This is a genomic window from Rhodococcus sp. KBW08, from assembly GCF_003852455.1.
Taxonomy (GTDB): Bacteria; Actinomycetota; Actinomycetes; order Mycobacteriales; family Mycobacteriaceae; genus Rhodococcus_F; species Rhodococcus_F baikonurensis.
Genome location: NZ_QAJJ01000009.1, coordinates 331,627 through 355,922, shown reverse-complemented (window position 1 = coordinate 355,922; position 24,296 = coordinate 331,627). Strand labels below are relative to the sequence as shown.

The 24,296-nt window shown below is 62.7% G+C and carries 23 protein-coding genes; 9 read left to right on the top strand and 14 right to left on the bottom strand.

The genetic code is table 11. The annotated features are described in order from the left end of the window. Positions 1 to 117: 117 nt before the first annotated feature. The 3 genes from DBV08_RS12500 to DBV08_RS12490 are packed head-to-tail and all read left to right on the top strand — an operon-like array spanning position 118 to position 3,202. On the top strand, positions 118 to 1,788 hold the full coding sequence (locus DBV08_RS12500; RefSeq protein WP_124567615.1) for a CdaR family transcriptional regulator: 1,671 nt from the start codon (positions 118 to 120) through the stop codon (positions 1,786 to 1,788). Continuing rightward, complete coding sequence (locus DBV08_RS12495; RefSeq protein WP_124567614.1) at positions 1,785 to 2,102, top strand: nuclear transport factor 2 family protein; 318 nt, start codon at positions 1,785 to 1,787, stop codon at positions 2,100 to 2,102. The genes DBV08_RS12500 and DBV08_RS12495 overlap by 4 nt, the downstream gene beginning before the upstream one ends. Next, positions 2,102 to 3,202, top strand: a complete 1,101-nt coding sequence (locus tag DBV08_RS12490; RefSeq protein WP_124567613.1) for a DNA alkylation repair protein — start codon at positions 2,102 to 2,104, stop codon at positions 3,200 to 3,202. Before DBV08_RS12495 ends, DBV08_RS12490 begins: the two co-directional genes overlap by 1 nt. A 47-nt stretch (positions 3,203 to 3,249) precedes the next feature. Here DBV08_RS12490 and DBV08_RS12485 read toward each other — a convergent pair whose 3' ends face one another. Then, entirely contained in the window at positions 3,250 to 4,263 is a 1,014-nt protein-coding gene (locus DBV08_RS12485) for an ABC transporter substrate-binding protein (protein ID WP_260395547.1), read from the bottom strand. 373 nt (positions 4,264 to 4,636) lie between these two features. Here DBV08_RS12485 and DBV08_RS12480 point away from each other — a divergent pair, with 373 nt between their 5' ends. Continuing rightward, a complete protein-coding gene (locus tag DBV08_RS12480) occupies positions 4,637 to 5,725 on the top strand; it encodes a 3-deoxy-7-phosphoheptulonate synthase (protein WP_003940571.1) in 1,089 nt (362 codons plus the stop codon). A 54-nt stretch (positions 5,726 to 5,779) separates the two neighbouring features. On the opposite strand, the gene DBV08_RS12475 is transcribed toward DBV08_RS12480, so the two are convergent. The 8 genes from DBV08_RS12475 to DBV08_RS12440 all read right to left on the bottom strand — a co-directional run bounded on the left by DBV08_RS12475 (position 5,780) and on the right by DBV08_RS12440 (position 15,594). Continuing rightward, positions 5,780 to 6,583 carry a sugar phosphate isomerase/epimerase gene (locus tag DBV08_RS12475; protein ID WP_124567611.1) on the bottom strand — a complete coding sequence of 268 codons (804 nt, stop codon included), beginning with the start codon at positions 6,581 to 6,583 and terminating at the stop codon, positions 5,780 to 5,782. After that, on the bottom strand, positions 6,580 to 8,307 hold the full coding sequence (locus DBV08_RS12470) for an FAD-dependent oxidoreductase (RefSeq protein ID WP_124567610.1): 1,728 nt from the start codon (positions 8,305 to 8,307) through the stop codon (positions 6,580 to 6,582). The genes DBV08_RS12475 and DBV08_RS12470 overlap by 4 nt, the downstream gene beginning before the upstream one ends. Continuing rightward, on the bottom strand, positions 8,304 to 9,398 hold the full coding sequence (locus tag DBV08_RS12465; protein ID WP_124567609.1) for a Gfo/Idh/MocA family protein: 1,095 nt from the start codon (positions 9,396 to 9,398) through the stop codon (positions 8,304 to 8,306). The genes DBV08_RS12470 and DBV08_RS12465 overlap by 4 nt, the downstream gene beginning before the upstream one ends. Then, a complete protein-coding gene (locus tag DBV08_RS12460) occupies positions 9,398 to 10,222 on the bottom strand; it encodes an aldo/keto reductase (protein WP_124567608.1) in 825 nt (274 codons plus the stop codon). Before DBV08_RS12460 ends, DBV08_RS12465 begins: the two co-directional genes overlap by 1 nt. Continuing rightward, entirely contained in the window at positions 10,219 to 12,171 is a 1,953-nt protein-coding gene (locus DBV08_RS12455) for an FAD-dependent oxidoreductase (RefSeq protein WP_185564597.1), read from the bottom strand. Before DBV08_RS12455 ends, DBV08_RS12460 begins: the two co-directional genes overlap by 4 nt. Before the next feature lie 44 nt (positions 12,172 to 12,215). Further along, complete coding sequence (locus DBV08_RS12450; RefSeq protein ID WP_124567606.1) at positions 12,216 to 13,097, bottom strand: shikimate dehydrogenase; 882 nt, start codon at positions 13,095 to 13,097, stop codon at positions 12,216 to 12,218. 63 nt (positions 13,098 to 13,160) lie between these two features. Beyond that, a complete protein-coding gene (locus DBV08_RS12445) occupies positions 13,161 to 14,537 on the bottom strand; it encodes an MFS transporter (protein ID WP_124567605.1) in 1,377 nt (458 codons plus the stop codon). A 139-nt stretch (positions 14,538 to 14,676) separates the two neighbouring features. Continuing rightward, on the bottom strand, positions 14,677 to 15,594 hold the full coding sequence (locus tag DBV08_RS12440; protein WP_054831264.1) for a LysR family transcriptional regulator: 918 nt from the start codon (positions 15,592 to 15,594) through the stop codon (positions 14,677 to 14,679). Between the two features lie 134 nt (positions 15,595 to 15,728). On the opposite strand from DBV08_RS12440, the gene DBV08_RS12435 reads away from it, so the two are divergent. Then, positions 15,729 to 16,421, top strand: coding sequence for an SDR family NAD(P)-dependent oxidoreductase (locus DBV08_RS12435; RefSeq protein ID WP_124567604.1), 693 nt, complete (start codon positions 15,729 to 15,731; stop codon positions 16,419 to 16,421). A 22-nt stretch (positions 16,422 to 16,443) separates the two neighbouring features. Here DBV08_RS12435 and DBV08_RS12430 read toward each other — a convergent pair whose 3' ends face one another. Next, positions 16,444 to 17,217, bottom strand: a complete 774-nt coding sequence (locus tag DBV08_RS12430; RefSeq protein ID WP_124567603.1) for a hypothetical protein — start codon at positions 17,215 to 17,217, stop codon at positions 16,444 to 16,446. Between the two features lie 105 nt (positions 17,218 to 17,322). On the opposite strand from DBV08_RS12430, the gene DBV08_RS12425 reads away from it, so the two are divergent. Then, the gene (locus DBV08_RS12425; protein ID WP_124567602.1) at positions 17,323 to 18,150 is read left to right on the top strand and encodes a crotonase/enoyl-CoA hydratase family protein; all 828 of its coding nucleotides are present in this window, start codon (positions 17,323 to 17,325) and stop codon (positions 18,148 to 18,150) included. Next, positions 18,147 to 19,685, top strand: coding sequence for an AMP-binding protein (locus DBV08_RS12420; protein ID WP_124567601.1), 1,539 nt, complete (start codon positions 18,147 to 18,149; stop codon positions 19,683 to 19,685). Before DBV08_RS12425 ends, DBV08_RS12420 begins: the two co-directional genes overlap by 4 nt. Here the strand turns inward: DBV08_RS12420 and DBV08_RS12415 are convergent. Beyond that, positions 19,678 to 20,310, bottom strand: a complete 633-nt coding sequence (locus tag DBV08_RS12415) for an alpha-ketoglutarate-dependent dioxygenase AlkB (RefSeq protein WP_095968790.1) — start codon at positions 20,308 to 20,310, stop codon at positions 19,678 to 19,680. The two genes, DBV08_RS12420 and DBV08_RS12415, sit on opposite strands and share 8 nt — an antisense overlap. Before the next feature lie 147 nt (positions 20,311 to 20,457). Here DBV08_RS12415 and DBV08_RS12410 point away from each other — a divergent pair, with 147 nt between their 5' ends. Beyond that, positions 20,458 to 20,874: a hypothetical protein gene (locus tag DBV08_RS12410; RefSeq protein WP_095968791.1), complete on the top strand. Its 417-nt coding sequence runs from the start codon at positions 20,458 to 20,460 to the stop codon at positions 20,872 to 20,874. A 69-nt stretch (positions 20,875 to 20,943) separates the two neighbouring features. Here the strand turns inward: DBV08_RS12410 and DBV08_RS12405 are convergent, their stop codons facing one another. Beyond that, the gene (locus DBV08_RS12405; protein WP_240951823.1) at positions 20,944 to 21,171 is read right to left on the bottom strand and encodes a hypothetical protein; all 228 of its coding nucleotides are present in this window, start codon (positions 21,169 to 21,171) and stop codon (positions 20,944 to 20,946) included. Between the two features lie 247 nt (positions 21,172 to 21,418). Here DBV08_RS12405 and DBV08_RS12400 point away from each other — a divergent pair, with 247 nt between their 5' ends. Further along, entirely contained in the window at positions 21,419 to 22,210 is a 792-nt protein-coding gene (locus tag DBV08_RS12400; protein WP_124567600.1) for a MerR family transcriptional regulator, read from the top strand. A 383-nt stretch (positions 22,211 to 22,593) separates the two neighbouring features. On the opposite strand, the gene DBV08_RS32570 is transcribed toward DBV08_RS12400, so the two are convergent. Together DBV08_RS32570 and DBV08_RS12385 are read right to left on the bottom strand one after the other, a co-directional pair. Next, complete coding sequence (locus DBV08_RS32570; protein ID WP_221621596.1) at positions 22,594 to 23,496, bottom strand: DedA family protein; 903 nt, start codon at positions 23,494 to 23,496, stop codon at positions 22,594 to 22,596. Continuing rightward, positions 23,493 to 24,200: a class I SAM-dependent methyltransferase gene (locus DBV08_RS12385; RefSeq protein ID WP_260395546.1), complete on the bottom strand. Its 708-nt coding sequence runs from the start codon at positions 24,198 to 24,200 to the stop codon at positions 23,493 to 23,495. The genes DBV08_RS32570 and DBV08_RS12385 overlap by 4 nt, the downstream gene beginning before the upstream one ends. Between the last annotated feature and the right edge of the window lie 96 nt (positions 24,201 to 24,296).

Here is a 24,296-nt window from a genome sequence, read left to right as displayed (position 1 = left end):
CCGCTGAGCGGCCAAACATCGGTGTCCGTGTTTGTCCGATCGTCTGAACCGTTTTCGCAGGAAAATGCACTATTCTCGAAATTGAGGTGTTGCGACGGTCCGGAGAGTGGGTGGTACGTGTCTATCCGTGGTGTCAGGCTCGACGCGGTCCTTCGGGCGCTGGGCGGAGCTTTTGTCGAGCTCGTCCTCGCGCCGTCGGACGCTGACGTCTTCGTCGACTCCGTGGTGTTCGCAGAGGCCGGGGACCTCACGCGCCCCGGAACCGCGGGCGTCGAATCCTCTGAACTCTGGCTCGCTGTCGGTATCGACGCAGCCGAACTGGCGGCGTGGCTGAACCGTCTCGATCAGAAGGGATCAGCGCCACGGGCTGTCATGTCGAAGGAGGTCGCGGGCACGTCGGTGCAGGTCGCGGCACAGCGCGCCGGAATCGCCTTGATAGCTGTCCACCCGGATGCTCGTTGGGATCGATTGTTCACAACGATCCGGGGCGTGCTCGATCATTCGGTGTCCCGACAGGATTCGGACGACATCGTATTCGGTAGTGACACAGACTTGTTCGAGCTGGCGCAAAACGTTGCCGCAATCACGCGGGGGATGGTCAGCATCGAGGACGAGCGTTCCCACGTCTTGGCCTATTCGGCATCGGGAGATGCTGCGGACGAACTACGCCGGCAATCGATCCTCGGTCGCGAAGGCCCTCGCGAATACCTCCGAAAGCTGCAGGAGTGGGGCGTCTTCGAAAGCCTGCGGCGAAGCGACGACGTAGTCGAGGTGCCTGCTCACGAAGACCTCGCGATCAGGCGACGGTTGGTGGTCCCGATACGCAGGATCTCCGAGAACAGCAAGGGGGAGAGCGGTTTCAGTTTCGATCTTCTCGGCACGATCTGGGTTCAGGAAGGCCCGGTACCCATCGCCGGCGATGCCGACAGTGTGCTTCGCGGTGCCGCAGCCGTTGCTGCTCGGCTGATTTCGCGCATCCGAGACGCGCCGAGTAACGAGGCGATACAAATTCAGCGGTTGCTCGGGGTTCGCGGCGGCGGTGTCGATGTTCCTTCGCTCGCGGCCTCGTTGACCATCCCGATGTCCGGACCGGCGATGGTGGTCGGCGTGGCGAGTATCGGCGACGGTGGGCTGCCGTCTTCGGGCGAACTCGTGTCGTCTTTGCGACTGCACGCCAGCGCCTTTCAGCGTGAATCGCTGGTGAGTGCCGTCGGGGCCCGGATCTATGTGCTGTTTCCGCGAACCCAATCCGTGAAATCCACAGTCTCGTGGACCCGTGAAGTTGTCGCGCGTTTGGACAAGGTGTCGTCTTCGGGTTTACGGGCCGCGGTCTCTTCGCCCGTTTCGACGCTTGCCGAGGTGGCCCAGGCTCGGGCCGAAGTGGATCGGGTCTTGGACGGAACGTCCGGGGATATTCGAGTGACCACTCTCGCGGACTCGCGCACGCCGGTGCTGCTGGGCGAAATCATGGACACGATTGCGGCCGACGAGCAACTGCACGATCCGAGAGTCGACGCCCTGGACGTCTACGACAGACGCAACGGGTCGAACATGCGCGAAAGCATCTCCGTTTACCTCGCACATTCGGGCGATGTCCGACGCGCATCCGAGCAGCTTCGGATTCACCCGAACACACTCAGGTATCGGATCAAGAGGGTCGAGGAGATCACGGATACCGACCTGTCCGAGCCGTCGGCCAGGCTGTTGATGGAGATTCAGTTGGCGGCGTCCGCTCGGGCAGTGAGTTCGCCGAACCTGTCGGACCCCAGCAGTACTCTTCGCGAATGATCGACTCAACGAAGATGCCAGGCGCAGCGCGCGCGTACTTCGACGGCGGCGACGCCCGCGACGTGTTCACCGAAGACGCCGTGGTGCGCGACGACGGCCGGATGTACGTCGGCATCGGAGAAATCGTGGCATGGAAATCCGCGGTGTCGACCGCGTTCACCTTCACCCAGAAAATCGAGTCGGTGCACACCCCTGGCTCAGCTGTTGTCGTGTCGGTGAACGTCGAGGGGGATTTTCCCGGAAGTCCCATCCGGTTGCACCATCACTTCACTCTCGACGGTGATCGGATTTCCGCTCTCACGGTGTGCCCCTGATGCCCACCGCCGACGAACTGCTCGGTAAATCCGTCGTCGCCGATCTGGCGGGCTGCCTCGAGCGAGCCTCCGGTCACACACGCCTCGCCCTCGTTCGGGGCAGTGCATCCGAATTCGACGGAATGAGTCTCGGGGAACGCACCCGCGTCGTACGGGACGCGATGACTGCCGAACTGCCTCAGGATCTTCCGGTCTTCGCCGAGGTCATCCGCCGTGCGCTTTCAGAGGTGACCTTCACTGGTTGGATGATCTGGCCGGTCACCGAAGCCGTCGCCGTCACGGCGACACGAAGTGGCTCCGAGTCGGATTTCGACGAGGGAATGGCTCTCCTTGCTGAGCTGACGTCGCGTCTGACCGCCGAATTCGCGATTCGCACATTTCTCGAAACGAACCTCGACCGTTCGCTGGCGATCGCACTCACCTGGACCGGCCACGAAGACGAACACGTCCGGCGCTTGGCGACCGAAGGCACTCGTACTCGTTTGCCCTGGGGACGACGGGTGAAAGAATTGACGGCGCGTCCCGAGTCGACAATCGTCATTCTCGACCAGCTGTATCGGGATGATTCGGAATATGTACGACGTTCAGTCGCAAACCATCTCAACGATCTCAGTCGTGCTGACTCAGCGCTCGCCGTGTCGACTGCGAAGCGTTGGTTGCAGACACCGGATTCCAACACACTGAAAATCGTCAAACATGCATTGCGGACGTTGATCAAGGCCGGCGACCCAGATGCTCTGTCTCTCTTGGGTTTCGCGCCGCCCACCGACGTCGTGGTCGAAGGTTTCGTCATCGACCGAGAAGTAGTCGATGCGGGTGGAGAACTCACCTTCGATTTCGCTGTCACGAACAACAGCAGCGAGTCCGTCACCGTCGTGATCGATTACATCGTCCACCACGTGAAGGCCAACGGGACGACGACGCCCAAGGTCTTCAAACTGACAACACGAACACTGGAACCCGGGGTGCCGGCCCGCATCGCGAAGAGGCATTCCTTCAAACCGATCAGTACCCGGAAGTACTACGCGGGCGACCATGCCGTCGAAGTGCAGATCAACGGCGTACGTCAGGTACGAGGCGAGTTCCGCTTGGACGCGTGAGTGACCCCACCCGTCACTCACGCGCTGATCAAATGCCCGCACTGACGTCAGCGCATGACCTGTACCTGTTCGGCGATGTCGGCAGCCAGGGCCATCGCAGTCAGAGCGAGGCCGTTGTTGAGGTCGTATCGCAGTTGCCCGACATTGCCGTCCTGGACAGCGCGGACTCGTTTCCACGTCGGCGACTCGGCTTCGACGGCGTCGGGGTTCTGTAGTAGTACGAAGTCGGCCTGGTCGAAGATGGCGAGCTCCTCGAGGCTGTAGAAAGTCGAGTCCTTCCGATCGGGCGCGGCATGGGCGGCGTCGGTCAAGACGTTCAGGCCGAGGTCCTGTGCAACCGATACGGCGAACGTGTTGTTCTGAAGCCAGATCTGGCCGTTGTCTGCGCCGGCTATCGCGATCGACTTTCCTTCGAGCAGTCCACCGATCTTGGCCCGCGCTTGTGCAAGTTCGGCGTTGTAGCGGGCGATGACGCGTTCGGCGACTTCGCGGCGATCGAGAGCCGTGAGTTGCGCGGTCATGGCCTGCTTCCAGGACGAGCCCGTCGTGCCCTCGTCGACGACGAGCACCGGAGCGATGTCAGTGCCGAGCAGGCCTTTGTCCTGGTAGTAGTCCCACCAGCCTTTACCGACGACCAACAGATCGGGGTCGAAGCTCAGTATCGATTCGGCGTTCGGTTCGTTGTTCGTCCCACCGAGGCGAGCTGCGCCGGCGGGTACCTGCTGCATGAGTTGCGACTTCGGATCCCAATTGGTCGCGACGATCGGGTACTCGGCCAGTAGCGCAAAATCGAGGGCTCCTCGCGCTTCGAGCACCACCACACGCTTGGGGTCCCGCGGGAGGCGGTAGGCCTGGTCCGCGACGACGATGTCGACCCATTCGTCCGAGGCTTCGGTGCCGCTGGATTCGCTCGAACATGCAGACAGTGCGCCCAGTGCACCGAGCGCCGCTGCACCGGTCAGGAACCCGCGTCGTGTCAAGGAATCGATCAGACGGGTGAATTCGCCGTCCACATCTTTTGTCGACTGCAAGGGGGTTTCTGTCGATTCGATCACAGGCATGAGAAGGCACAGCTCCATCTGGTGTTCTGGGCATTTGAGGGTGCCTTTTCAACCTATTCGACCGTGACCGCCGACGCCTTGCTCGAAAACGCCAACCGCTCACCAGATGTGGCCAGTCCGCGTTGGCGGGTGTCGCAGAGCTCCCTCCTCGGATTCGGCTCGTTGTGGAGGGGCGCGCCCATCCGATCCGAACTCGAGGTATCGTGACCGACATGCAGCGCGTCTATTTCTGGTTTAGCAGGCCGGCCCCGGGTGGGCCTGCCGGCGTAACCACGCGCTGACAACCTCCACCCAAGAGCCGGACTACAGACCGGCTCGCTGGAGTTTCTCTTCATCTCTGGGGTCGGCCTGAGAACAGGAAACCGAAAACCCCATGACTGTCACCATCGACACCACCGCAGCTTCGGACAGCCTCGACGATCAGCGGACTGTGAGTATCAGTCCGCTCGTGTCACCGGCGACTGTTCGGGCCCAGCACGCTCCGGACGAGGTCGCGGCCGCAACCGTGCGCACCGGGCGTGCTGACACCATCAACATCCTCAACGGTGACGACGACCGTTTGATCGTCGTCGTCGGTCCGTGCTCCGTGCACGATCCGGAAGCGGCGATGGACTACGCCCGCCGGTTGGCTGCCAAGGCAGAGGAGTTGCGGGACGATCTGCACATCGTCATGCGCGTCTACTTCGAGAAGCCGCGCACCACTCTCGGGTGGAAGGGCCTACTCAACGACCCCCACCTCGACGGCACGTTCGACATCAACACCGGGCTCGGAATCGGCCGCAAGTTGCTGCTCGACGTGTCGAGTCTGGGCCTGCCGGTCGGCTGCGAGTTCCTCGACCCGATAATGCCTCAGTACATCGCCGATCTGGTCAGTTACGGTGCGATCGGCGCACGGACCGCCGCCAGTCAGGTTCACCGTCAGCTGTGCAGCGCGCTGTCCATGCCCGTCGGCATCAAGAATTCCACCGAAGGTGATGTGCAGGTAGCCGTCGACGGTACCCGCGCGGCGGCAGCGAGCCACGTGTTCCCCGGAACGGATCTCGACGGCCAGGCTGCCTTGATTCGTACCGCGGGCAACCCCGACTGCCATGTCATTCTTCGTGGCGGCAGCGACGGACCGAACTACGACGCCGAGACCGTCGCGGACACCCTTGCCCGCCTGCGTAAGTCGAACCTGCCCGAGCGCGTGGTCATCGACGCGAGCCACGGTAACAGCAGCAAGGATCACGAGCGTCAGGTCATCGTGCTGGACGACATCGCCCGACGTCTGACCGAGGGTGAGCAGGGCATCGCCGGCGTCATGTTGGAGAGTTTCATCGAGGCCGGCCGTCAGGACCTGACCTTGGGCAAGGCGGACGAGCTCACCTACGGTCAGTCGATCACCGACGCATGCATCGACTGGTCCACCACGGCAGCACAGTTGGACCGTCTGGCGCAGGCCGTTGCGGCTCGGAGGGGCTGACGCCCCCGTGCGCGTTTAGGGAGTGCCTGGACTCGCTAAACGCGCACAGGGCCGCTAGGCCAATACTTCTCGCGTGGCCTCGACCAGGCGCTCCAGCCAGGCGTCCGTGCCGACGGCCTGACGAAGTGGCTCGTTGGGCAATTCGATGCTGACCGGCAACCCGGCAGGCAAACTCGACCAGATGTCGGCCAGGGCGATGCCGCCGGTGCCGGGCACCAGACGCTCCTCGCGGGCCTGACGGATCAGCTCTGCGTCCTCCGTGGGAGCAGGGATCGAACCGTCACACATCTGGGCGTAGTGCAGCCACTCGCGCGGGATGGACGCAAGATCCTCCAGCGTGGTCGCCGAGCGGTCGGTGTGGAGTGCGTCGACGAGAACGCTCCGAGCCGGACCGTCTGCCGCCGAGACGATCTCGATGGCGGCACGCGCATCGGGGACCGCGGTCCACGGCATGAACTCGAGGGAAGCGACGATGCCGTAGTTCGCGCACAGTTCCGCGAGGCGGGCATAGGAGTCCGTGAGCCGGTCGCGGTCGCGGTCGTCACCGCCAACCAGAACGGCTTTGGCTCCGAGCTGTGCTCCGGCTTCGAGCAGCGGAACGTAGTCGGCGGGGTCGAAGTCGGCCGCAAGACGGATGATTTCGAGGTCGAATACCTCGACCGGTGAATCGTCCAGTCGACGAACCAGTTCGTTCAACCCCTGCTTGTCCTCGTGCAGAGGATAGGCCGTCGTGCCTGGTGCCGCGGGCATCAGACGAATGCCGATGGTGTCGAAGCCGTGTTTTTCGGCCAGGTCGACGTGTTGCATCGGAGCCGTGTCCAGCACCGTGAGGGCGGCAAGCCCCAGTGAGGGTGTCATGCGTGCGCTCCAACTGTCGTGGCGGCGGCCAGTTCCCGACCTGCCAGATAACCGAACGTCATAGCCGGGCCGAGGTTGATGCCGCCCGACGGGTAATGCCCGCCCATCACGCTCGCCTGATCGACGCCGACGGCGAGCAATCCCTCGATGGGGCGGTCGTTGTCGTCGAGCACATGCGACGACGAGTCCGTCACCAGGCCGGCGAAGGTGCCGAAACTCCCTGGCACCACTTTTACCGCGTAGTACGGACCTTTCTGCAAGGGTGCGAGCGACGGGTTCGGCCAGGGGTTGGCTGCATCTCCGGACCCTCGGTTGAATGGTGTTGTACCGCGACCGAACTCGGGGTCGTCACCGGCCACAGCCCCGATGTTGAAGGCTGCGACGGTTTTCTCCAACTGCACGGGGTCGACGCCGATCTTCTCGGCCAAGTCCCGAAGAGTGCGCCCACGCGTGAGGTATCCGGAGCGCAGGTACGGCTGGATCGGGATCGGCAGGGGCTTGGCCATGCCCAGCGGGAGGTATCGCACATACTGTTGATCGGCGATCAACCACGAACACACTTCTTCTCCCTCGGGAACCTGCTCGACCATCGCGAGTGTGTAGTCGTGGTACCCGAGTGCCTCGTTGACAAAACGCTTACCATTCGCGAGAACTCCGATGACACCGGGCTTTCCGCGGTCGAGGATGTGCGGAAATACCCCTTCCTTGCCGTTGCGGTAGCGAACGATCGAGACGGGGCAGTACGCGACAGGGGATGCGAGTGTGCGGTCCAGGCGGCCACCCACGGATTCACCGAGGGTGATGCCGTCACCGGTGGTTGTCTTCGGGGTGAGCGACCAATGCTCGTTTCCGGTGGGGGTCCGGGGGAACAATTCGCGTCGTCGGTCGATGTCCTGCGCAAAGCCACCGGTGGCCAGTACGACACCGCGTCGGGCACTTACCGAGTAGGCACCGTCCGGGCCTTCCAGGCGGACGCCGACAACGCGGCCGTCGTCATCGGTCTGGAGCGACGTTGCCGACGTCTTCACCCGAATCTCCACCCCCAGATCGAGTGCAGACCGCAGCATCATGCCGACCAACGCGGTGCCGTTGACGAGTTGCTGACCACGGCGCTTGGTGGCGAGGTCGAACATGTGCCTGGTGACTCGAACACCGCAGTGCACAAATGCTTTCGGCGAGCGTGTCGAGTGCAGGAAAGCCTGCAGATCAGGGCCGGCCATGATGCCCATGCCGAGGAACGACGTCTCGTACAGTTGTCGACGAAGCAGCGCCGCGACATCGGGGCCGAGCTTTCGCAAGCTCACCGGTGTCGGTCCGACGGAACGGTGGCCCGTGCCGGCTCCCGGTGTGTCGCCGTGTATGTCGGCGATCTTGGCTCCGGGAACGAACTTCAGCGCGGTCTTGCGTTCGAAGAACTCGACCATCTCGGGTGCTCCGTCGAGGAGTGCATCGACCTTGGCGGCGTCGAAATTGTCGCCGAGTCGGTTCTCCAGATATGTCCGCGGCGCCGAACGGTCCTCGACAACTCCGTCGGCGATGGCAAACATGTTGCGCGGGGTCCACATCCACCCACCAGACCATGCCGTTGCACCGCCGCAGGTGTCGGCCTTCTCGACAACGAGTACCGACGCGCCGCCATGTGCTGCGGCAATTGCCGTGGAAAGCCCGCCTGCGCCGGAGCCCACGACAACCACGTCATAGGTGAGGGGGGTACTGCTACTCATTTCTGCTCCTTGGCAGTTGTTGCGAGGGTCGGTGTCGACGACAGTTCGACAACCTTCCCGGTTCGTGACGATTCGTAGATTGCGGCGATGATGGCAAGTGACGCGCGGGCGTCGCGGCCGGTGACGGCGGGTTCGCGCCCGGTCAGGACGGCATCGGCGAAGTCCTGTACCTGCAGGGTATGGAAGTCGGTCAGTGCCGCATTGACGGCTCCCACATCGAGATTGGCGTCGACGTCGGCGGAGTACGGCGACTGGAACTCCACTTCGCCCGGCACGGTCCAGATTTCGTTGACACCCTCGTGCCCTTCGGGAAACTCGAGGACGCTGGCCATGGCACCGGTGCGCCCGATCACTGTCACACGGTTGCCCAGATTGTGATTGGCACCGGTAGTCGCGGTGACGGTGGCGGTGCCGCCCGAGGCAAAGGAGATCACAGCTGACGCGCTGTCCTCGGTCTCGATGTGCTCACCGTGTGTATGGGTGCGGATGAAGCCGCTGACCGAGACGGCCTCGCCCATGAACCAGGCCAGCATGTCGATCTGGTGCACCGCCTGCGTCATGAGCACGCCGCCGCCATCGGTATCCCAGCGTCCGCGCCACGCGTCGGCCGAGTAGTAACTCGACGGGCGGTGCAGGATGACCGACGCCTCGCCGAGCGTGGGCAGTCCGATCCGGCCGTCGTCGATGGCGTCCCGGATCCGACGCGCTGCAGGCCAGAATCGGCGTTGGAAGAGCACCCCGAACGTGATCCCGGCGCGGTCGGCGGCCTCGATCATGCGGTCGGCGGCAGCAACATCGACTGCGATGGGTTTCTCGCACAACACATGTACACCAGCCTCGGCAGCCGCAACGACCACCTCTTCGTGTACCGGATGGGGCGTGCAGACGGTACAGGCGTCGAGTCCGAGGGCCAGAAGTTGTTCCACGGAACTCACGGCTGCGGGAATGCCGTGGAGTGCCGCGAATTCCTGGGCGCGTCCGAGATCGGGGTCGCAGCAGCCGATTACCTCGACACCGGGTACTTGTTGCAGGGCGCGGGCATGGTTGCCGGCAATCTTGCCGCAGCCGACGATTCCGACTTTCAGCGTCATCAGAAATGTTCCTCTGCCTCGACGTCCCGTGCCGCAGACTCGCCGCGGTCGAGACTGTTCAGTGCTTCGATGTCCTCGCCGGTGAGGGTCACGTCGAGTGCTGCCAGGTTCTCGGCCTGGCGCGTCGGATTCGCGGACCGCGCGACCGGAACCACGCCCTGCGCGACATGCCAAGCAAGAACCACCTGCGCAGGGGTGCAACCCATTCGATCGGCGATCTGGCTTACAACGGCATTGCCGAGCACGTCGCCCCGGCCGAGCGGACTCCAAGACTGAGTGAAGATGCCAAGTTCGTCGTTTGCGCGGCGAACCGGGATTCGAGCGAGCGACGGGTCCATCTGAATCTGGTTGACTGCCGGTGCCTCGCCGGTTTCAGCGACGACGCGGCGCAGGTGGTGCTCGAGGAAGTTCGACACTCCAACGTACCGAACCAGCCCGGCGTCGCGGCAGGCCAGCATCGCCTCGAATGACGAGACGTAACGATCGATCCGCGGGAGCGGCCAGTGGATCAGGAACAGATCGAGTTGATCCAGTCCCAGTCGTTCCAAGCTCTGCTCGAGCGCTCCGCGGATGTCACCGGAAACCTGGTCGTTTCCACGAAGTTTGGTGGTGACGAAGAGTCCTTCTCGCGGTAGACCCGATGTCGCCAGCGCTACGCCGACGGCGTCCTCGTTGCCGTAGATCGCGGCGGTGTCGATGAGGCGGTACCCGGCCTCGATTCCGGAGAGCACCGAGTTCGTGGCGTCGGCACCGACCAGTGGCCAGGTTCCGAGTCCGATGGGTGGCAACGCAGTTGCCACCGGTGCGGCTGTCTGTGCGCTCATGCGTGAACCTCCTGACGGGCCGCAGCAGCGGCGGTGATGGTGACGGCAACGTCGGCTGCGGTCACGAGTGCGGCATGGATGGACCCGCCGTCACCGCTCGCGTCGCCGACGGTATGGACGCCGAGTCGTGGTGCCAGTGAACGGAGTTCGGTCAGAAGCTCCGAGCGCGGCTCGACGCCTTGCGAGATCAGCAGCTCGCCGGGGGCGTCGACTTCGCTCAGTACACCGCCTGTCGAGATCGTGACCGACTCGGCGTCGACTTTCGTGACGATCGAGCTCAGGTAGGTCGTGAGGTTCTCACTTGCGGCCAGGCGCGGCAGCAGCACGATCTTGCCGCGTCGGCCGACGTCGTCTGCGATGGTTTCCTGCGGGCCGATCATGACGACCTGTGTGCCCTTCTGAAGCAGATCGTCTGCGACGGCAGCAGCCTCGCGGTCGGCGCCGAAGATGGTGATTGCTTCGGGGGCAGGATCGCCGGAGACGAGGAATTCGCGGACGTCGCGAACGGTACGGGTTGCTGCTCCGGGGAGATCGACCACGGGGCCGACGCCGCCGGCGGCAAGAACTATCGCGTCGAAATCGCCACCAGAGAGCAAAGCGGCATCTGCTCTGGTCGAGGTGTGGCACTGCACCCCGAGTTCGGCCAGTTCCGCGAGGTACCAGTCCACTATCCGCCCGTATTCGGGATACTCGTGCAGCGTCGATGCCAGAGCGAAATCCCCACCGAGACTGGGGCGTTCGTCGTACACGTCGACGCGATGACCGGCAAGTGCGAGGTCGCGGGCAGCGGCCATTCCGGACGGACCGGCACCGATGACGGCGACCCGCACGGTGGCATCAGCCGGCTGTGTGGGCTGATCCAGTTCACGTCCGACCCACGGGTTGACGGAGCAGGGAATGGGGCCGGCGGCCAGGCTGTCGATGCAGTAGTTGCAGGCGATGCAGGGGCGGTACCGGCCACCGTCGATGGCGCGATTCGGGAAGTCCGGATCAGCGTGCAACGTACGAGCCATGCTGACGAAGTTGGCTTGCCCGGATTCGATGATCCGCGCGGCGGTCTCCGGCGACGTGATGCGTCCGGCCACACCCACCGGGATGTCGAAGTCGCGCTGGTACTGCTCGGAGTACGGCGCGAGGAGACCGCGCGACCATTCGCCGGGCTGGATGATCCATTGTCCCGCTTCGTAGTTGCCTGCCGAGACGTCGAGGAAATCGAGTCGGTTGGTGTCGATGGCGTCGATGTGGGCGCGGGTTGTCTCGGCGTCGAGTCCGCCGTCGACACCTTCGAAAGCTGAGAACCGAAGTCCCAGAGTAATTCCCGGAGCATGCTCGTGTACCGCAGCGATGACTCTGTTGACGAAGAGGGTCGGCTCCGCCCACTCGTCGTCTCGGTGATTGTAAGCAGGGGAGAGGAACTGGTGGATCAAGTACCCGTGGCCGCCGTGTAGGGAGATGACGTCGACGCCGGCCTTCTGGCAGCGCGCCGCGGCTTCACCGAAACACTCGATGATGTGTTCGATGTCGTCGCCGTCGAGTTGTTCGGGCATCTCGCCGCCGACGACCATGCACGGAATCGGTGTCGGCGCAACGGGAACAAATCCGCTGACCGACCCCTGCGCCGTGCGTCCACCGTGGTTGAGTTCGACTCCGACGAGGGCGCCGTGTGCGTGGATCGCCTCGACCATCTTCTTGATGCCGGGAATCCGTTCGTCGACGTCGACACCCATCTGCCGGATGCGACCCTTGCCGTCGGCGCGCACGTAGCTCGCTTCGGTGAAGATCAGTGCCGCACCACCTTCGGCGCGGCGGGCGAGGTAGGCGATGTACTCGTCCGTCATGGTGCCGTCGACTTCGCAGTAGTTGCGTTCCATCGGAGCGGACACGAACCGGTTCCGCAGGCGGACGGTGCCCATGTCGAGCGGTTCGGCGAACGGTGCAGTCACGTTCATCGGTGCTCCCGGTACTTCTCGAGAAAGTAGACGTTCGGTTGTGCTCATGCGCGTGCCGTCTCGGAGAGCATTTCGCTCAGATGGCTGCGCATGCGATCCGTATCGGCTTCGATACCGGTCAGGAGTGTGAAGGTGTCAGAGGCTTGAGCCACGAGCATCTGCCCACCGTCGAGGACCGAGCATCCGAGAGCAAGTGCAGCATCGAGTAATTCGGTGCGCATCGGTCGGTAGACGATGTCGGCAACCCACAAGTCCGAATGGAGCGCAGCGGGATCGAAGGGAGTTCCGGGATGGCCGACCATCCCGATCGGAGACGCATTGACGACGCCGTCGCACGTAGTCAGGTTGGCGGCGATCTCACCGATCACTAAAGCCGTTGTGCGCGTGGCAGGGAAGGCCGAGGCGACGCGAGAACACACATCGGCAGCGCGATCGGGATCAATATCTGCGATGCGAAGATCCGTGGTGCCGGCGGCGGCGAGGGCGTAGGCCACAGCGGAACCCGCCCCTCCTGCCCCTGCGAGCACCACTCGGTCCAAGGCGGCGTCGGGCAAACTGCGTTGCAGTGCGGTGAGGAATCCGCTGTGGTCTGTGTTGTGGCCGATCAAACGGCCGTTGTCGACGACAACCGTGTTGACGGCACCGAGCAACCGCGCGTTGTCGGACAGCTCGTCGAGCGCGTCCACGACAACCTGCTTGCACGGGTGGGTGATGTTCAGTCCGGTGAAATCGCCCCCGACGGCGCCACGCACCACCTCACCGGTTTTCTCGACCGGGATGTTCAGGTTCTCGAGATCGATCAGTTCGTAGCTGTAATCGTCGAGTCCGAGTGCTGATGCTTCGTGTGCGTGCAACGCGGGCGAGAGTGAGGTGGCGATACCCGACCCGACAAGGCCGATACGGTGACGTGTGTATTCGGTAGTCATGACATTCTCCTGCATAAGTGGGGACGGCCCCTCGCGGAGATTCAGCGCGAGGGGCCGGTCCGGTCAAGCGTTGTTGCTGGTGAGCTCTGAGTCCTGCTTGCTCGGCAGGCTCGGCTTCGATAGGCCCAGTTCTGCTGTGGGCGTGCGGTACGTTTCCGGTCCGGTCATTGCCGCGATGGCGGAGACGACGGCGAAGCCCAGGCACATCCATGCAACTGGTGTCCAGTTGCTCTTGTCTCCGGCCGAAATGGCCTGGGCGATAGCCGGTGTGAAGCCGGCAACAAGGAGTCCGAGCATGAGGCTGACGGCCATTCCGGTGTACCGGACCTTCGCGGGGAACTGCTCGGGGAAGTACGCCGGGTACGTGCCGTTGGGCATCGCGTAGAAGATTCCGATCATGACGATTCCGGAAGCGAAGACCATGGGGACGCTTTGGGTTCCGATCGAATGGAAGAACACGAAGATCATCAGGCCGGCTCCGATCGCGCCGACGACGAAGATGGGCTTACGTCCGTAGCGATCCGAGAGAATGCCGAACAGCGGCTGAGTCAGTACGGCAACAAAATTGGCGGTCGCGATTGCCCACAGCATGGTTGAGCGTTCGAATCCCGATTCGACGGCGTACGCCAGGGCGAAGACGTTGACGATGGTGTTGATCATCGCGAAGGTCGAGCTCATGCTGATACGGATCACGGTGCGCCAGTGCGAGCGGAACATCTCGACGACGGGAATTCCGGCCGTCTCATCCTGTTCCTTGAGTTCTTCGAACACCTCGGGCTCATCCAGGGCGCGACGTAGCCACAGGGCAACGACGGTCACGATGATGCTGAGCCAGAAGGGAACTCGCCAGCCCCACGAGTAGAGGTCTTCGTCGGGCAGGCTCGCCACTGGGATGAAGACCAGGCTGGAGACGACGATACCGAACATGATCCCGCTCATGGTGAACGAGGTGAAGAACGAGCGACGGTGATCCGGTGCGTGTTCGAGTGTCAGTGCCGAAGAGCCGGGTGATTCACCGCCGGCGGAGAGCCCCTGAAGTAGGCGAAGCAAGACGAGAATGATCGGCGCGGCGATGCCGATCTGGTCGTAGGTCGGCAGGCAACCGACGATGACTGTCGCAACACCCATGAGGAGCAGGCAGGCGAGAAGCGCGTTTTTGCGTCCGTACCGATCGCCGAGGTGTCCCCACAGCACTGCGCCGAGTGGGCGGGCGACGTAGGCCACGCCCAGGGTGCTGATCGAGAGCAGCGTTGCCGTCGAGCCGCCGCCAGGAAAGAAGATCTTGGGGAATACGAGCGCGGCCGCGGAGCCGTAGATGAAGAAGTCGTAGTACTCGAGGGTGCTGCCGAGGAAGCCTGAAACGGCGGCGCGGCGCGCGTTCGAATTCGGATGTTCTTCGGTGGAGTGCGTGGAACCGGTGGAGGTGATCGGTGGTGCCATGTGAAGTCCTTTCGTCCCGATGGGCCGGCCGTGGCGGCACGTTTGGTGATGCACCACGTATCGGTGACGTCCCTCACCTTTCGGCGGCTGAGACGACAGTGCCACGAAGGACTATGGCGCGTCCAACACTAAATGAGTCTCAGATAATGACGTTTTTGGTCTCAATATCGGGCGTAGGCAGAATCTCCTCGGACGTCTCCAGTGCGACGGCGAGCGCATCGGTCATGTGCCGGGGTGACCAGGCAATTCCGTGATTCATGAACGTCGGCTCGCCGGTGAGCGGGACGAACACACTGCCAGGTGGGGTGATCGCAGCCATCCCGGACGTCATCAGCGCTACGCCGACGCCCGCGGCAACGAGCATGAGGATCATGTACGGATCGGTGATCTCCTGGACGACGCGAGGTCTGAAGTCTGCGTTCATGCAGGCGCGCATCGCGGTTTCCTGGAGGGCAGAGCCGGCCGAGAGCGGGGTGGTCACGAATCCGTCGTCGGCCAATTCACGGAGGTCGATCGCGTCCCTCTCGGCGAGGGGATGGTCGATCGGAAGCACGGCGCCGAATGCCTCCCGTCGAATCAGCCGGGTAGACAGTGACGCGGATTCCACCGGCAGTCCCACGAAGGCCAGATCGAGGGCGCCGCTCTCGAGTTGAATGACCGCGTCGCGAGTCATGATCCGGCCGAGGAGTGTCAGTTCGACTTCCGGATAGCGCTGACGCAACGCGCGGGTCAATGGCGGAAGTGCCTGATAATTGAGCACTCCGGTGAAACCGATCGTGACCCGTCCGTAGACGCCCCCCGACGACGCGCGCGTAGCGTGTCGTGCCGTCTCCATGTTCTCGATGACGCGATAGGCGTGGGGGAGAAATGCGTGTCCGCCGGATGTGAGTGCGACGCTGCGAGTGCTTCGCTCGAACAGCTTGACGCCGATGTCCTTTTCGAGCTTTCGGATCATCTGGCTGAGCGGAGACTGGGCCATCTGGAGCCGTGATGCGGCCCGCCCGAAGTGAAGTTCTTCCGCAACCGCGACAAACGCGTGCAACCAGCGGGTTTCCATCGGCAAGGCCTCCAGGTATTTGACGTTGACGACAAACGCCATATATTCAGAATTTCTACACAGTGTGACGGCAATTATGCCTATTTGCAACATAAATTGAGTGCGTATCGCACAGAAACTCAGGAGTGAAGACGATGCAGAGTTATCCCGAGGGTGTTACCGCGCTCATCACCGGTGGTGCGAGCGGAATCGGTGCCGCCAGTGCAAAGCTGTTGACGGAGAATGGCGTTCGGATCATTACTGCCGACCTTGCCAAGGGTGCGGATGAACAACTCGACGTGAGTGATCCGGTCGCAGTCGACGCGCTTCGTGCTCGAATCGGCAGGGTCGACATCTTGATCAACAGTGCGGGGATCGTCGGGCCGTCGGCGCCACTCGTCGACGTCGATCTTGCGGGCTGGCAGCGTACGTTCCGCATCAACGTCGAGGGAACGTTTCTCATGTGCCGGGCATTCGTGCCGGGGATGGTCGCGTCGGGGTGGGGGCGAGTCGTAAACCTTGCGAGCATTGCGGCCAAGGACGGAAACCCGAATCAGAGTGCGTATTCGGCGTCCAAGGCGGCCGTCGTCGCGCTGACGAAATCGCTCGGAAAAGAGATCGCCACCACCGGTGTGCTGGTCAACGCGATAGCTCCCGCGGCGGTGGAAAGTCCGATGAATGCCGGCACCGATCCGGCCATCCTCGCCCGTTCGCAGTCTTTGACGCCGATGGCGCGAATGGGGAAGGCGGACGAAATTGCCGAACTGATCTCCTGGCTGTCGTCGTCTGCGGTGAGTTACTCGACCGGTGCTGTGTACGACGCCAGTGGTGGCCGCGCCACGTACTGAATTATCTTCTGGGAGAAGTCGATCAGAATTGGAGCAGTGACTGCCACAGTTCACGAGATGCATCTTGGTACTCGAGCATGTGCGAGATCAGGTCTCGCAGTGGCTGCGTCGGTTCGAGTTCTTCCGGAAGAAGTGGATTGCGCACGATGACCGAGATCACCGCGCTGCCCAAAGCAAGTGATTCGCGGGCCGCCTCCTCGCGACTGATTGTCGCCAGGCGTGTTTGCGCCTGTGTGAGTGCTTCACGGGCCCCGGCGATGTCGGCCAACAGTGCTTCCGAGTTCCAGAGTGTGCGAATTGTCGAATCATCCTCGGGGGCAAGGTGATCGATCTCCATGACTGTAGATTCGGGGGCGGTGCCGAGTCGGCGGAGAGTGTGGCGGGCGCTGTCGGTGCCGCCGGCGAGATTGTTCGGTCGGACTGCGAGTGTGGGCTTCCAGTCCTCGTAGCCCGCCAGGCGCAACGCCTGATCGTGCCGGCGAGCGGCAGTGCGGTCGCTTCGCTTGAGACCTGAGTGTTCGACGGCGATCCAGGTGCCGTCCCAGGGGCGTATGCGATCGGTGCGTGTTCGCCACCCCTCGACCTCGCCGTAGGTGGGGATGCCGTCCGGGTTGAGGACATACGTTCCGCGAGCGGTACGACGCAGTTTGTCCTCGCGGCACAGACGGCCTGCTGCCACGCGAATGCTCGAGGCGCTGACGCCGACGATCTCGCCGGCCCGGGTCAGCACGGCGGTGCTGAACTCGGTGTCCGGACTGGCCGTCGCGAGGTCCAGTACGACTCGGGTTGCGGACATTCCTCGATCATTTTGTAACAACTTTTGAACAACTCCTGACAAATTCTGTTACAAGTGGCATGGTGGGTACCGGGAAACCATATCCGCGAGCAGTGAGGAATTATCGTGACCGACTCCGATCGACCAGGTGGCGATGTCTATGTGGAGCGTGACGGCGGCGTCACCGTCATCGTGATGAATCGCCCCGATCGCAAGAATGCGGTGGACGGACCGATGGCGGTGCAGTTGCGTTATGCGTTCTTGGATTTCGAGTCGGACGAGAGTCAGAAGGTCGCGATTCTGTGGGGTGCGGGCGGCACATTTTGTGCCGGTGCGGATTTGACCGCAGTCTCCGACCCCGCCCGAGTGCACGAGTTGCATCCCGAAGGTGGCGGCACCGGGCCGATGGGGCCGAGTCGGTTGGTGTTGTCCAAACCGTTGATCGCTGCGGTCAGCGGATACGCGGTGGCCGGAGGGCTCGAGCTTTCCTTGCTCGCGGATCTGAGAATTTGCGAGGAAGATTCCGTTTTCGGAGTCTTCTGCCGACGCTGGGGAGTTCCCCTCATCGACGGTGGGACCGTGCGTCTGCCGCGAATCGTCGGGCAGGGGCGAGCGCTCGACATGATCTTGACCGGTCGCCCGGTCGACGCTCCGGAGGCGCTGTCCTTCGGACTTGCCAATCGTGTTGTTCCCGTGGGGCAATCACTTCAGGCTGCCAAGGAGCTTGCACACCAGCTGACCGCTTTCCCTCAACTCTGCATGCTCGCGGATCGCGCGTCGGCCTATCGATCTTTTGATCTACCACTTGCCGAAGCACTGCGCGCCGAGGGCGTTGCAGGAAATCCCATTGTCATCGCTGAAGGTGTGCGCGGCGCTGCTGCGTTCGCCGCGGGCGCCGGCCGGCACGGCCGATTCGAGAACAACCGGAATTCGAACGAGGAAACTGAACCATGATGCCCATAACCAGAGACCTGATCGTCCGTGGCGCGCGACAGCACGGCCCGCGAACGGCCGTCGTCTTCGGCGATCGATCGATGACGTTCACGGAAGTGGACGAACTCAGCAGCCGATTGGCACACGCATTCATTGCGCTCGGTATCGGGCGCGGCGCGCGGGTTGCGTTGCTGGTCAACAACTCTCTAGCCAGCGTGCCTGTCGATTTTGCCTGTGTGAAAGCCGGCGTCAACCGGGTTCCACTCAATTCGCGACTGTCGCTCGACGAGCATGCGCGGATGCTCGAGGACACCGACAGCTCGCACGTCGTCTTCGGTCGTGACCTCGCAGACCGGGCCGCGGAACTGTCCGCCCGGTTCCCCGATCGGACATTCATCGGTCTGGAAACGGATGCGGCGGGACAGAGCTCCTTGCTCGACCAGGCGCAGAGCATGCCTTCGGACACCCCGGACGTCGAGGTGGCTCCTGACGACGTGATCCTGACTTTGTTCACCTCGGGGACTACCGGAACGCTGAAGGCTGCGCAGCACACTCAACGTAGTTACGCCGGTATCTGCCGCAACGTACTGCTCAATCTGCTTCCTGCAACTCGAGACGACACGATGCTGCACGCGGCGTCGCTGATCCATGCCAGCGGTGTTTTCGTGCTTCCGTTCTGGCTCCGCGGCGGTAAGACCGTCATTCTTCCTGGATTCGATCCCTCGACGTTCTTGAGCTCGATAACCGAGCATCGTGCCACCGCAATCAATCTGGTGCCGACGATGATTCAGATGCTTCTCGAACGCCCTGATTTCGCGACCGCAGACATCTCGAGTCTGAAATCCGTGATCTACGGTGCGTCGCCGATGCCGCTGGCCACCATCGAACGTGCAATGCAGGCTTGGGGGCAACACCGTTTTCTGCAGTACTACGGGCAGACCGAGGCACCGCTGTGTATCGCCGTTCTACGGCCCGAAGATCACACGGAAGATCGCCTGCTGTCCTGTGGTCAGCCGGCCATCGAAGTCGAGATCAGGCTGCTCGACGGTGAGGGAAACGAAGTGCCGCAGGGAGAACCGGGCGAAATCGTGATTCGCTCGCCATCTGCGATCGCCGGATACTTCAATGCACCGGAACTGAATGCTGACACCTTCACCGAAGACGGTTGGGTCCACACACGTGACATCGGCCAGTTCGATGCCGAGGGATTCCTGTTCTTGAAGGACCGAGCGTCGGACATGATCATCAGCGGCGGATACAACGTCTATCCCCGTGAAGTCGAGGACGCACTCCTGACGCATCCTGCTGTTCGTGAGGTTGCCGTGGTGGGCACCGCAGACGCCAAGTGGGTGGAGGCCGTCACGGCGGTGGTCGTCCTCAAGGACGGGACCGTCGAAAACGACTCACTCCAAGCCTCATTGGTGGCGCACGTCGGCGAGCGACTGGCGTCGTACAAGAAACCGCGTCGGGTAGTTTTCGCCGAATCGGTTCCGAAGACCGCCGTCGGCAAGCTCAATCGGAAGGCGCTTCGAGACGAGCTTCGCGACGCTATCTGACTCCGCGAGTGCGGAATTGAACGCTGATTCTCGGCCCGAGGGCTCTCGCACTCTTGGGGACGCAGTGTTCCCAGGTTCGTTGGCAAGATCCGCCCATCACGAGTAGATCGCCGTGACCGAGATTGAACCGGATCGATTCGCCACCCCCGCGGGGGCGCAGAAGGAGCGGGCGAGCGGCCCCGAGAGACAGGATGGCAACCATTGTGTCCTCGGTGCGGCTTCGTCCCGTGTCGTCCCCGTGCCAGGCAACGCTGTCGGAACCGTCACGATAGAAACACAGCCCCGACGTGGCGAAGGGCTCGCCGAGTTCGTTGAAGTAGTGCCTGCTCAGCGCATCCTTGGCTTCGGCGAGAAGTGCGTCCGGCAGCGGTTCGTTTTCTGCATAGAAGCACACCAGCCGAGGTACGTCGACAACGCGGTCGTACATCTGACGCCGTTCGGAGCGCCACGGGACCGTGGCCTCCAGGTTGTCGAACACGGCCGCGGACCCGGTCAACCAGGCAGGGCGATGGTCGACCCAGGCGCCGGCGGTGAGAATGCGTCGCTGCACGGTGCCGTCGAGTTCGGCCAAAGAAACGCCGAGGTCACCGTTGTCGAACAGAGACGGTTGCATCGTGGCGGTCATGGACACCACAGTACACCGTAATCGAACATATGTTCCCATGAATTTCAATTGCGGTGCTGGACGGCTGTTCATCCTTGCTGGGTGATGTCCGTCGGCGTGAACCTTTGAATACTGTTCTCACGCTATTTCGCCGATGAAGGGGACGCCATGACTGCTCCGCGCCAATCACATGCGAACCATCCTGTCCGACAAGGCTTTGCCATCGGGACGACGGTGGCGGCCGCCTGCCTGCTCTTCGTTGCCGGCGTAGTCGCATTACTGCAAGGCATCGCGGCTCTCGCAGACAACGATCTCCTCGTCGTCGGAGTCAACTACACCTTCGAATTCGACGTCACGACGTGGGGTTGGATCCACATCGTGCTCGGAATCATCGGCATCGCGGTCTCCCTGGGGTTGTTCGTGGGGATGACCTGGGCTCGCGGGATGGCATTCGTGATCGCAGCCCTCTCGATCGTGGCCAATTTCTTGTGGTTGCCGTACTACCCGCTGTGGTCGATCGTGATCATCGCTCTCGACGTCGCTGTGATCTGGGCCGTCGCGACGTGGCGACCCGACGAGGTCTGATCCCTGACCGGAGTGAGTGGTTCACCTGCGACAGGTGAACCACTCACTGCTCGGTGCGGGGGGCCGGAGTCATCTCCGCTTCGGAGAATCGCGTTCCGGGTCGTCGTTCGGATGCAAGTGCTTGGACGATCGTTGAGGGAAGCCGTGGATCATCGAGCACGAGATCCAGCAGATGACGACGGTAGCCAGGCCGAGCCCGATCGAAGCGATCGGTTGCCGGGTGGCCAACCATACGATCAGTCCGATGGCCGTCCCGACGATCAGAATCAGGATGGTGTCGATTCGTGTCGTTTGCATCGAAATCATCGCCTGGCACAGATTGTTTCGCCGGCCCCGCTGGTTTTGGCGGCCCGCCGCCCGGCGAGTGACAGCCGGGGGCAGACCTTGCGCGGCTGACCCCTCGCTCTGGAAATCGCCGCCGCAAGGGATCAATACCCGCGAAATTCGTCCGCGAAACTCCTGGCCGCTAGAACAGGACCTTGGGCCCGTGGCCCGGCGTGCCGAATATTGACTATGACGTAGCGTCATAGTTGATGCTGTTCGTATGCGAATCAGCGACGTGGCCAGGGCGGCAGGCACCACCCCACGGACCGTTCGGCACTATCACCGCCTGGGCCTGCTGGCTGAGCCGAGACGGCTGTCCAACGGATACCGAACGTACGAACTACCCGATCTGGTCAGGCTGATGCGCATTCGTTGGCTCTCTGCCGCCGGCATTCCACTCGGCTCCATTGCCGCAATGATCGAGCCGGAACCGATCGATGCCCGAGAACCGGATGACTTCGCCGAAGATCTTTCTTCCCTGATCGCGGAGATAGACCGGAAGCAGCGCGTCCTCGCAGACCAGCGAGTGCGCCTCGAGGAAATGCTCTCGGCGCGACGTGCCGGCCGGGTGGTTTCGCCGCTTCCGGTGGAGTTGCTGTCTGCGTTCGACGAGTTGATCGCGTCGTCCCCGACGGATTCGGTTCGGCATGTCTTCGAGCGTGAACGCGACATGTGGGAATTGGTGGCGATCTCGGGAACTGCGCCGCATGAACTGTTCTCCACGGCTACGCGATTGCTGTCCGACGAGAGTGACCGGAAGCGAATCGTCGATCTGTACCGCCGTTTCGCCGCACTGGCTGGGCGCGAGGTTACCGAGGCCGCATACGAGATCGCGAACTTGTCGTGCGAGTTGGAGGAATCGCTGGCCGAAGTCCTCGGCGACGTGCCCACGGACGGAGAATCTGCAGGTGTGGGCGTCTCGGTCGGGATCGCAGATCTGGTGCCTGATCCGGCGCAACGGGAAGTGGTCGTGCGCGTCGCAGCACGTCTCATGTCTGGAGGAAGTTCATGATCCGAACATTGTGGTTACTCGCGAGAGGTCGGGTTGACGGAGGTTCCAGCGATACAGCGACTTTCGGCTACGCGAGGGGGACCATGTCGATACCGGTGGCATTTGCAGCGGCGAGTGTGATCGAGGCCGTAGCGATTCATTTCCTGGTTCCATGGCCTTGGCTCCGCATCGTGCTGCTCATCGCAACGGTGTTGTCGCTGATCGCGATCGGTGGGTGGCTTGCCGGACGCGTCGTGCGCCCGCATCTCGTGTCACCTCGAACAGCGGTGTTTCGATCAGGCGCAGGTATACGCGTCGAGGTGGACCGATCACGGATTTCGCGGGTGAGCATGGTCCGAAGGTTCGGTGAGACGGCAAATGCAATTGTCGACGACTGCCTGGTTCTACCGGGGCCCGACGGCACTGTCGTTGACGTCGGCTTCGACCGACCCGTCTCGGTCACGCTCCCGAAACGGCTGTCGAAGGGATCTGGCTCCACTCTGATCGATGGGTTGCGGTTGCATGTCGACCAACCCGGAGAGTTCTGTGCAGCGTTGTCGCGGAACTGAACTCACATCACATCGTCTGCGATCCGAATGATCGATGTCCTCCTGCATGCGGTGGCGCCCAGCCTGCGCCGAGCGCTCGCAGAAGGTGCTTCCGCAAGAGTACGCACGGGACCAAGCAGGTAACACCCGCGCTCTTGATCTGCTGCGAAGGGTCACCCATCTTGCTCCGACCACCGCAGCGGCCGTCAGTGCGGCAATTGAGAAAAGAAACGGGGCCCCGAACGTCGTGATCTGATGGAGGGATGCGGCGGTCATGTACCCGAGGGTTGTCTCGGCTGTCGCCCACACGAGGGCACCGACCGTGCTGTACGGAGCCATCTTGCGGTACGACAGATCAGACATCCCGGCGAGGTGGGGAGTCAGTGTTCGCACGACCGGGATGAATCGACTTGCCAACACAGCAGGGCCGCCGTGTCGAAGGATCAGTGCCTCGGCTCGTCGCAGTAACCGAGTGGGGACGCGGCGAAAGAGCCTCTCGCTGAGGGGACGCCGGTGAAGCGAGCGCCCGGTGCGGTGGGCGAGGAAGTCACCGACCACGACTGCCATGGCGGCGATTGCGATGAGAACCGCCAGATTGACGTGCCCGTACCGGGCCATTGCGCCACCTGTCACCAGAAGTGTGAACGTGGGGACAAGAGCGCCGACAAGAAGAACGGACTCGGCCAGGACCGCAGTGCCGACCAGCGCGTAGGCACCATAAGCGGGTACATGTCCCAGCAGCCCAACCAGATCGATCACGCGTTCACCTGGGGATCAGTCGGGGCGGGGTTCGGTAGGACTTCACGAGACAGTTCCCACACCAGGGCGGGCGGAAGGTTCGCCCAGATTGTCTTGCAGTCCACGGTGAATCGTTGTCGGTATTCGGTGAGAAGCTCCTCGACCTGGCGGTGGCGACGCACTGATTCCCGTGAAGCGGTCACCGAACGCAGTCGACGAGTGCCCCGGTAGGCGAAGTACGTCAAACACCCTCCACCTGTGAGAAGTTCGTCGTAGCGCGTGAGAATGTCCCTCACCGTGCCTGGCGCAAAATTGGTGAACGGTAGTCCGGAAACGATCGCGTCGTAGCGAATGTCATTTTTCATCAATTCAATTCGTGATTCGTGGACATGCGTGCGCGGCCCACCGAATCTATGGGCGTCGCGAGTGAGCTCGCGCAATCGAGCTGCGAAGCGCGGATTCGTCTCGACGACATCGAGTCTGTCGGTCGGAGAGAGCCGGTCGAGCAGCGCCGTTGTGATGGGGCCCGTCCCTGCTCCGACCTCGAGGACAGTGCGCGGACCGTCGAATCGGGTAACCGGTGCAGTCATCGCCCGGGCAAGTGAGATGCTGCTCGGAGCGACGGCGCCGACGTCGCGGAAACCGTCGAACGCCTCGCGTAGGAACATGGCGGAAGAATTGACTCCGGGGCGGACAGATCGAGTGGAGCGGGGTTTGTCATTCACGGATTCGACGCTACGAATATCGGTGAGCAGGAGAATCGGCCGATCGACGACGGTATACCCCGACGAAAGTCGGGGGTCGTGGGCTCCCATCGTCGG

Coding starts and splice junctions, on each gene's coding strand:
- DBV08_RS12495 (WP_124567614.1), top strand. CDS start 1,785: ATGATCGACTCAACGAAGATGCCAGGCGCAGCGCGCGCGTACTTCGAC.
- DBV08_RS12490 (WP_124567613.1), top strand. CDS start 2,102: ATGCCCACCGCCGACGAACTGCTCGGTAAATCCGTCGTCGCCGATCTG.
- DBV08_RS12485 (WP_260395547.1), bottom strand. CDS start 4,263: ATGCCTGTGATCGAATCGACAGAAACCCCCTTGCAGTCGACAAAAGAT.
- DBV08_RS12480 (WP_003940571.1), top strand. CDS start 4,637: ATGACTGTCACCATCGACACCACCGCAGCTTCGGACAGCCTCGACGAT.
- DBV08_RS12475 (WP_124567611.1), bottom strand. CDS start 6,583: ATGACACCCTCACTGGGGCTTGCCGCCCTCACGGTGCTGGACACGGCT.
- DBV08_RS12470 (WP_124567610.1), bottom strand. CDS start 8,307: ATGAGTAGCAGTACCCCCCTCACCTATGACGTGGTTGTCGTGGGCTCC.
- DBV08_RS12465 (WP_124567609.1), bottom strand. CDS start 9,398: ATGACGCTGAAAGTCGGAATCGTCGGCTGCGGCAAGATTGCCGGCAAC.
- DBV08_RS12460 (WP_124567608.1), bottom strand. CDS start 10,222: ATGAGCGCACAGACAGCCGCACCGGTGGCAACTGCGTTGCCACCCATC.
- DBV08_RS12455 (WP_185564597.1), bottom strand. CDS start 12,171: ATGAACGTGACTGCACCGTTCGCCGAACCGCTCGACATGGGCACCGTC.
- DBV08_RS12450 (WP_124567606.1), bottom strand. CDS start 13,097: ATGACTACCGAATACACACGTCACCGTATCGGCCTTGTCGGGTCGGGT.
- DBV08_RS12445 (WP_124567605.1), bottom strand. CDS start 14,537: ATGGCACCACCGATCACCTCCACCGGTTCCACGCACTCCACCGAAGAA.
- DBV08_RS12440 (WP_054831264.1), bottom strand. CDS start 15,594: ATGGAAACCCGCTGGTTGCACGCGTTTGTCGCGGTTGCGGAAGAACTT.
- DBV08_RS12435 (WP_124567604.1), top strand. CDS start 15,729: ATGCAGAGTTATCCCGAGGGTGTTACCGCGCTCATCACCGGTGGTGCG.
- DBV08_RS12430 (WP_124567603.1), bottom strand. CDS start 17,217: ATGTCCGCAACCCGAGTCGTACTGGACCTCGCGACGGCCAGTCCGGAC.
- DBV08_RS12420 (WP_124567601.1), top strand. CDS start 18,147: ATGATGCCCATAACCAGAGACCTGATCGTCCGTGGCGCGCGACAGCAC.
- DBV08_RS12415 (WP_095968790.1), bottom strand. CDS start 20,310: ATGACCGCCACGATGCAACCGTCTCTGTTCGACAACGGTGACCTCGGC.
- DBV08_RS12410 (WP_095968791.1), top strand. CDS start 20,458: ATGACTGCTCCGCGCCAATCACATGCGAACCATCCTGTCCGACAAGGC.
- DBV08_RS12405 (WP_240951823.1), bottom strand. CDS start 21,171: ATGCAAACGACACGAATCGACACCATCCTGATTCTGATCGTCGGGACG.
- DBV08_RS12400 (WP_124567600.1), top strand. CDS start 21,419: ATGCGAATCAGCGACGTGGCCAGGGCGGCAGGCACCACCCCACGGACC.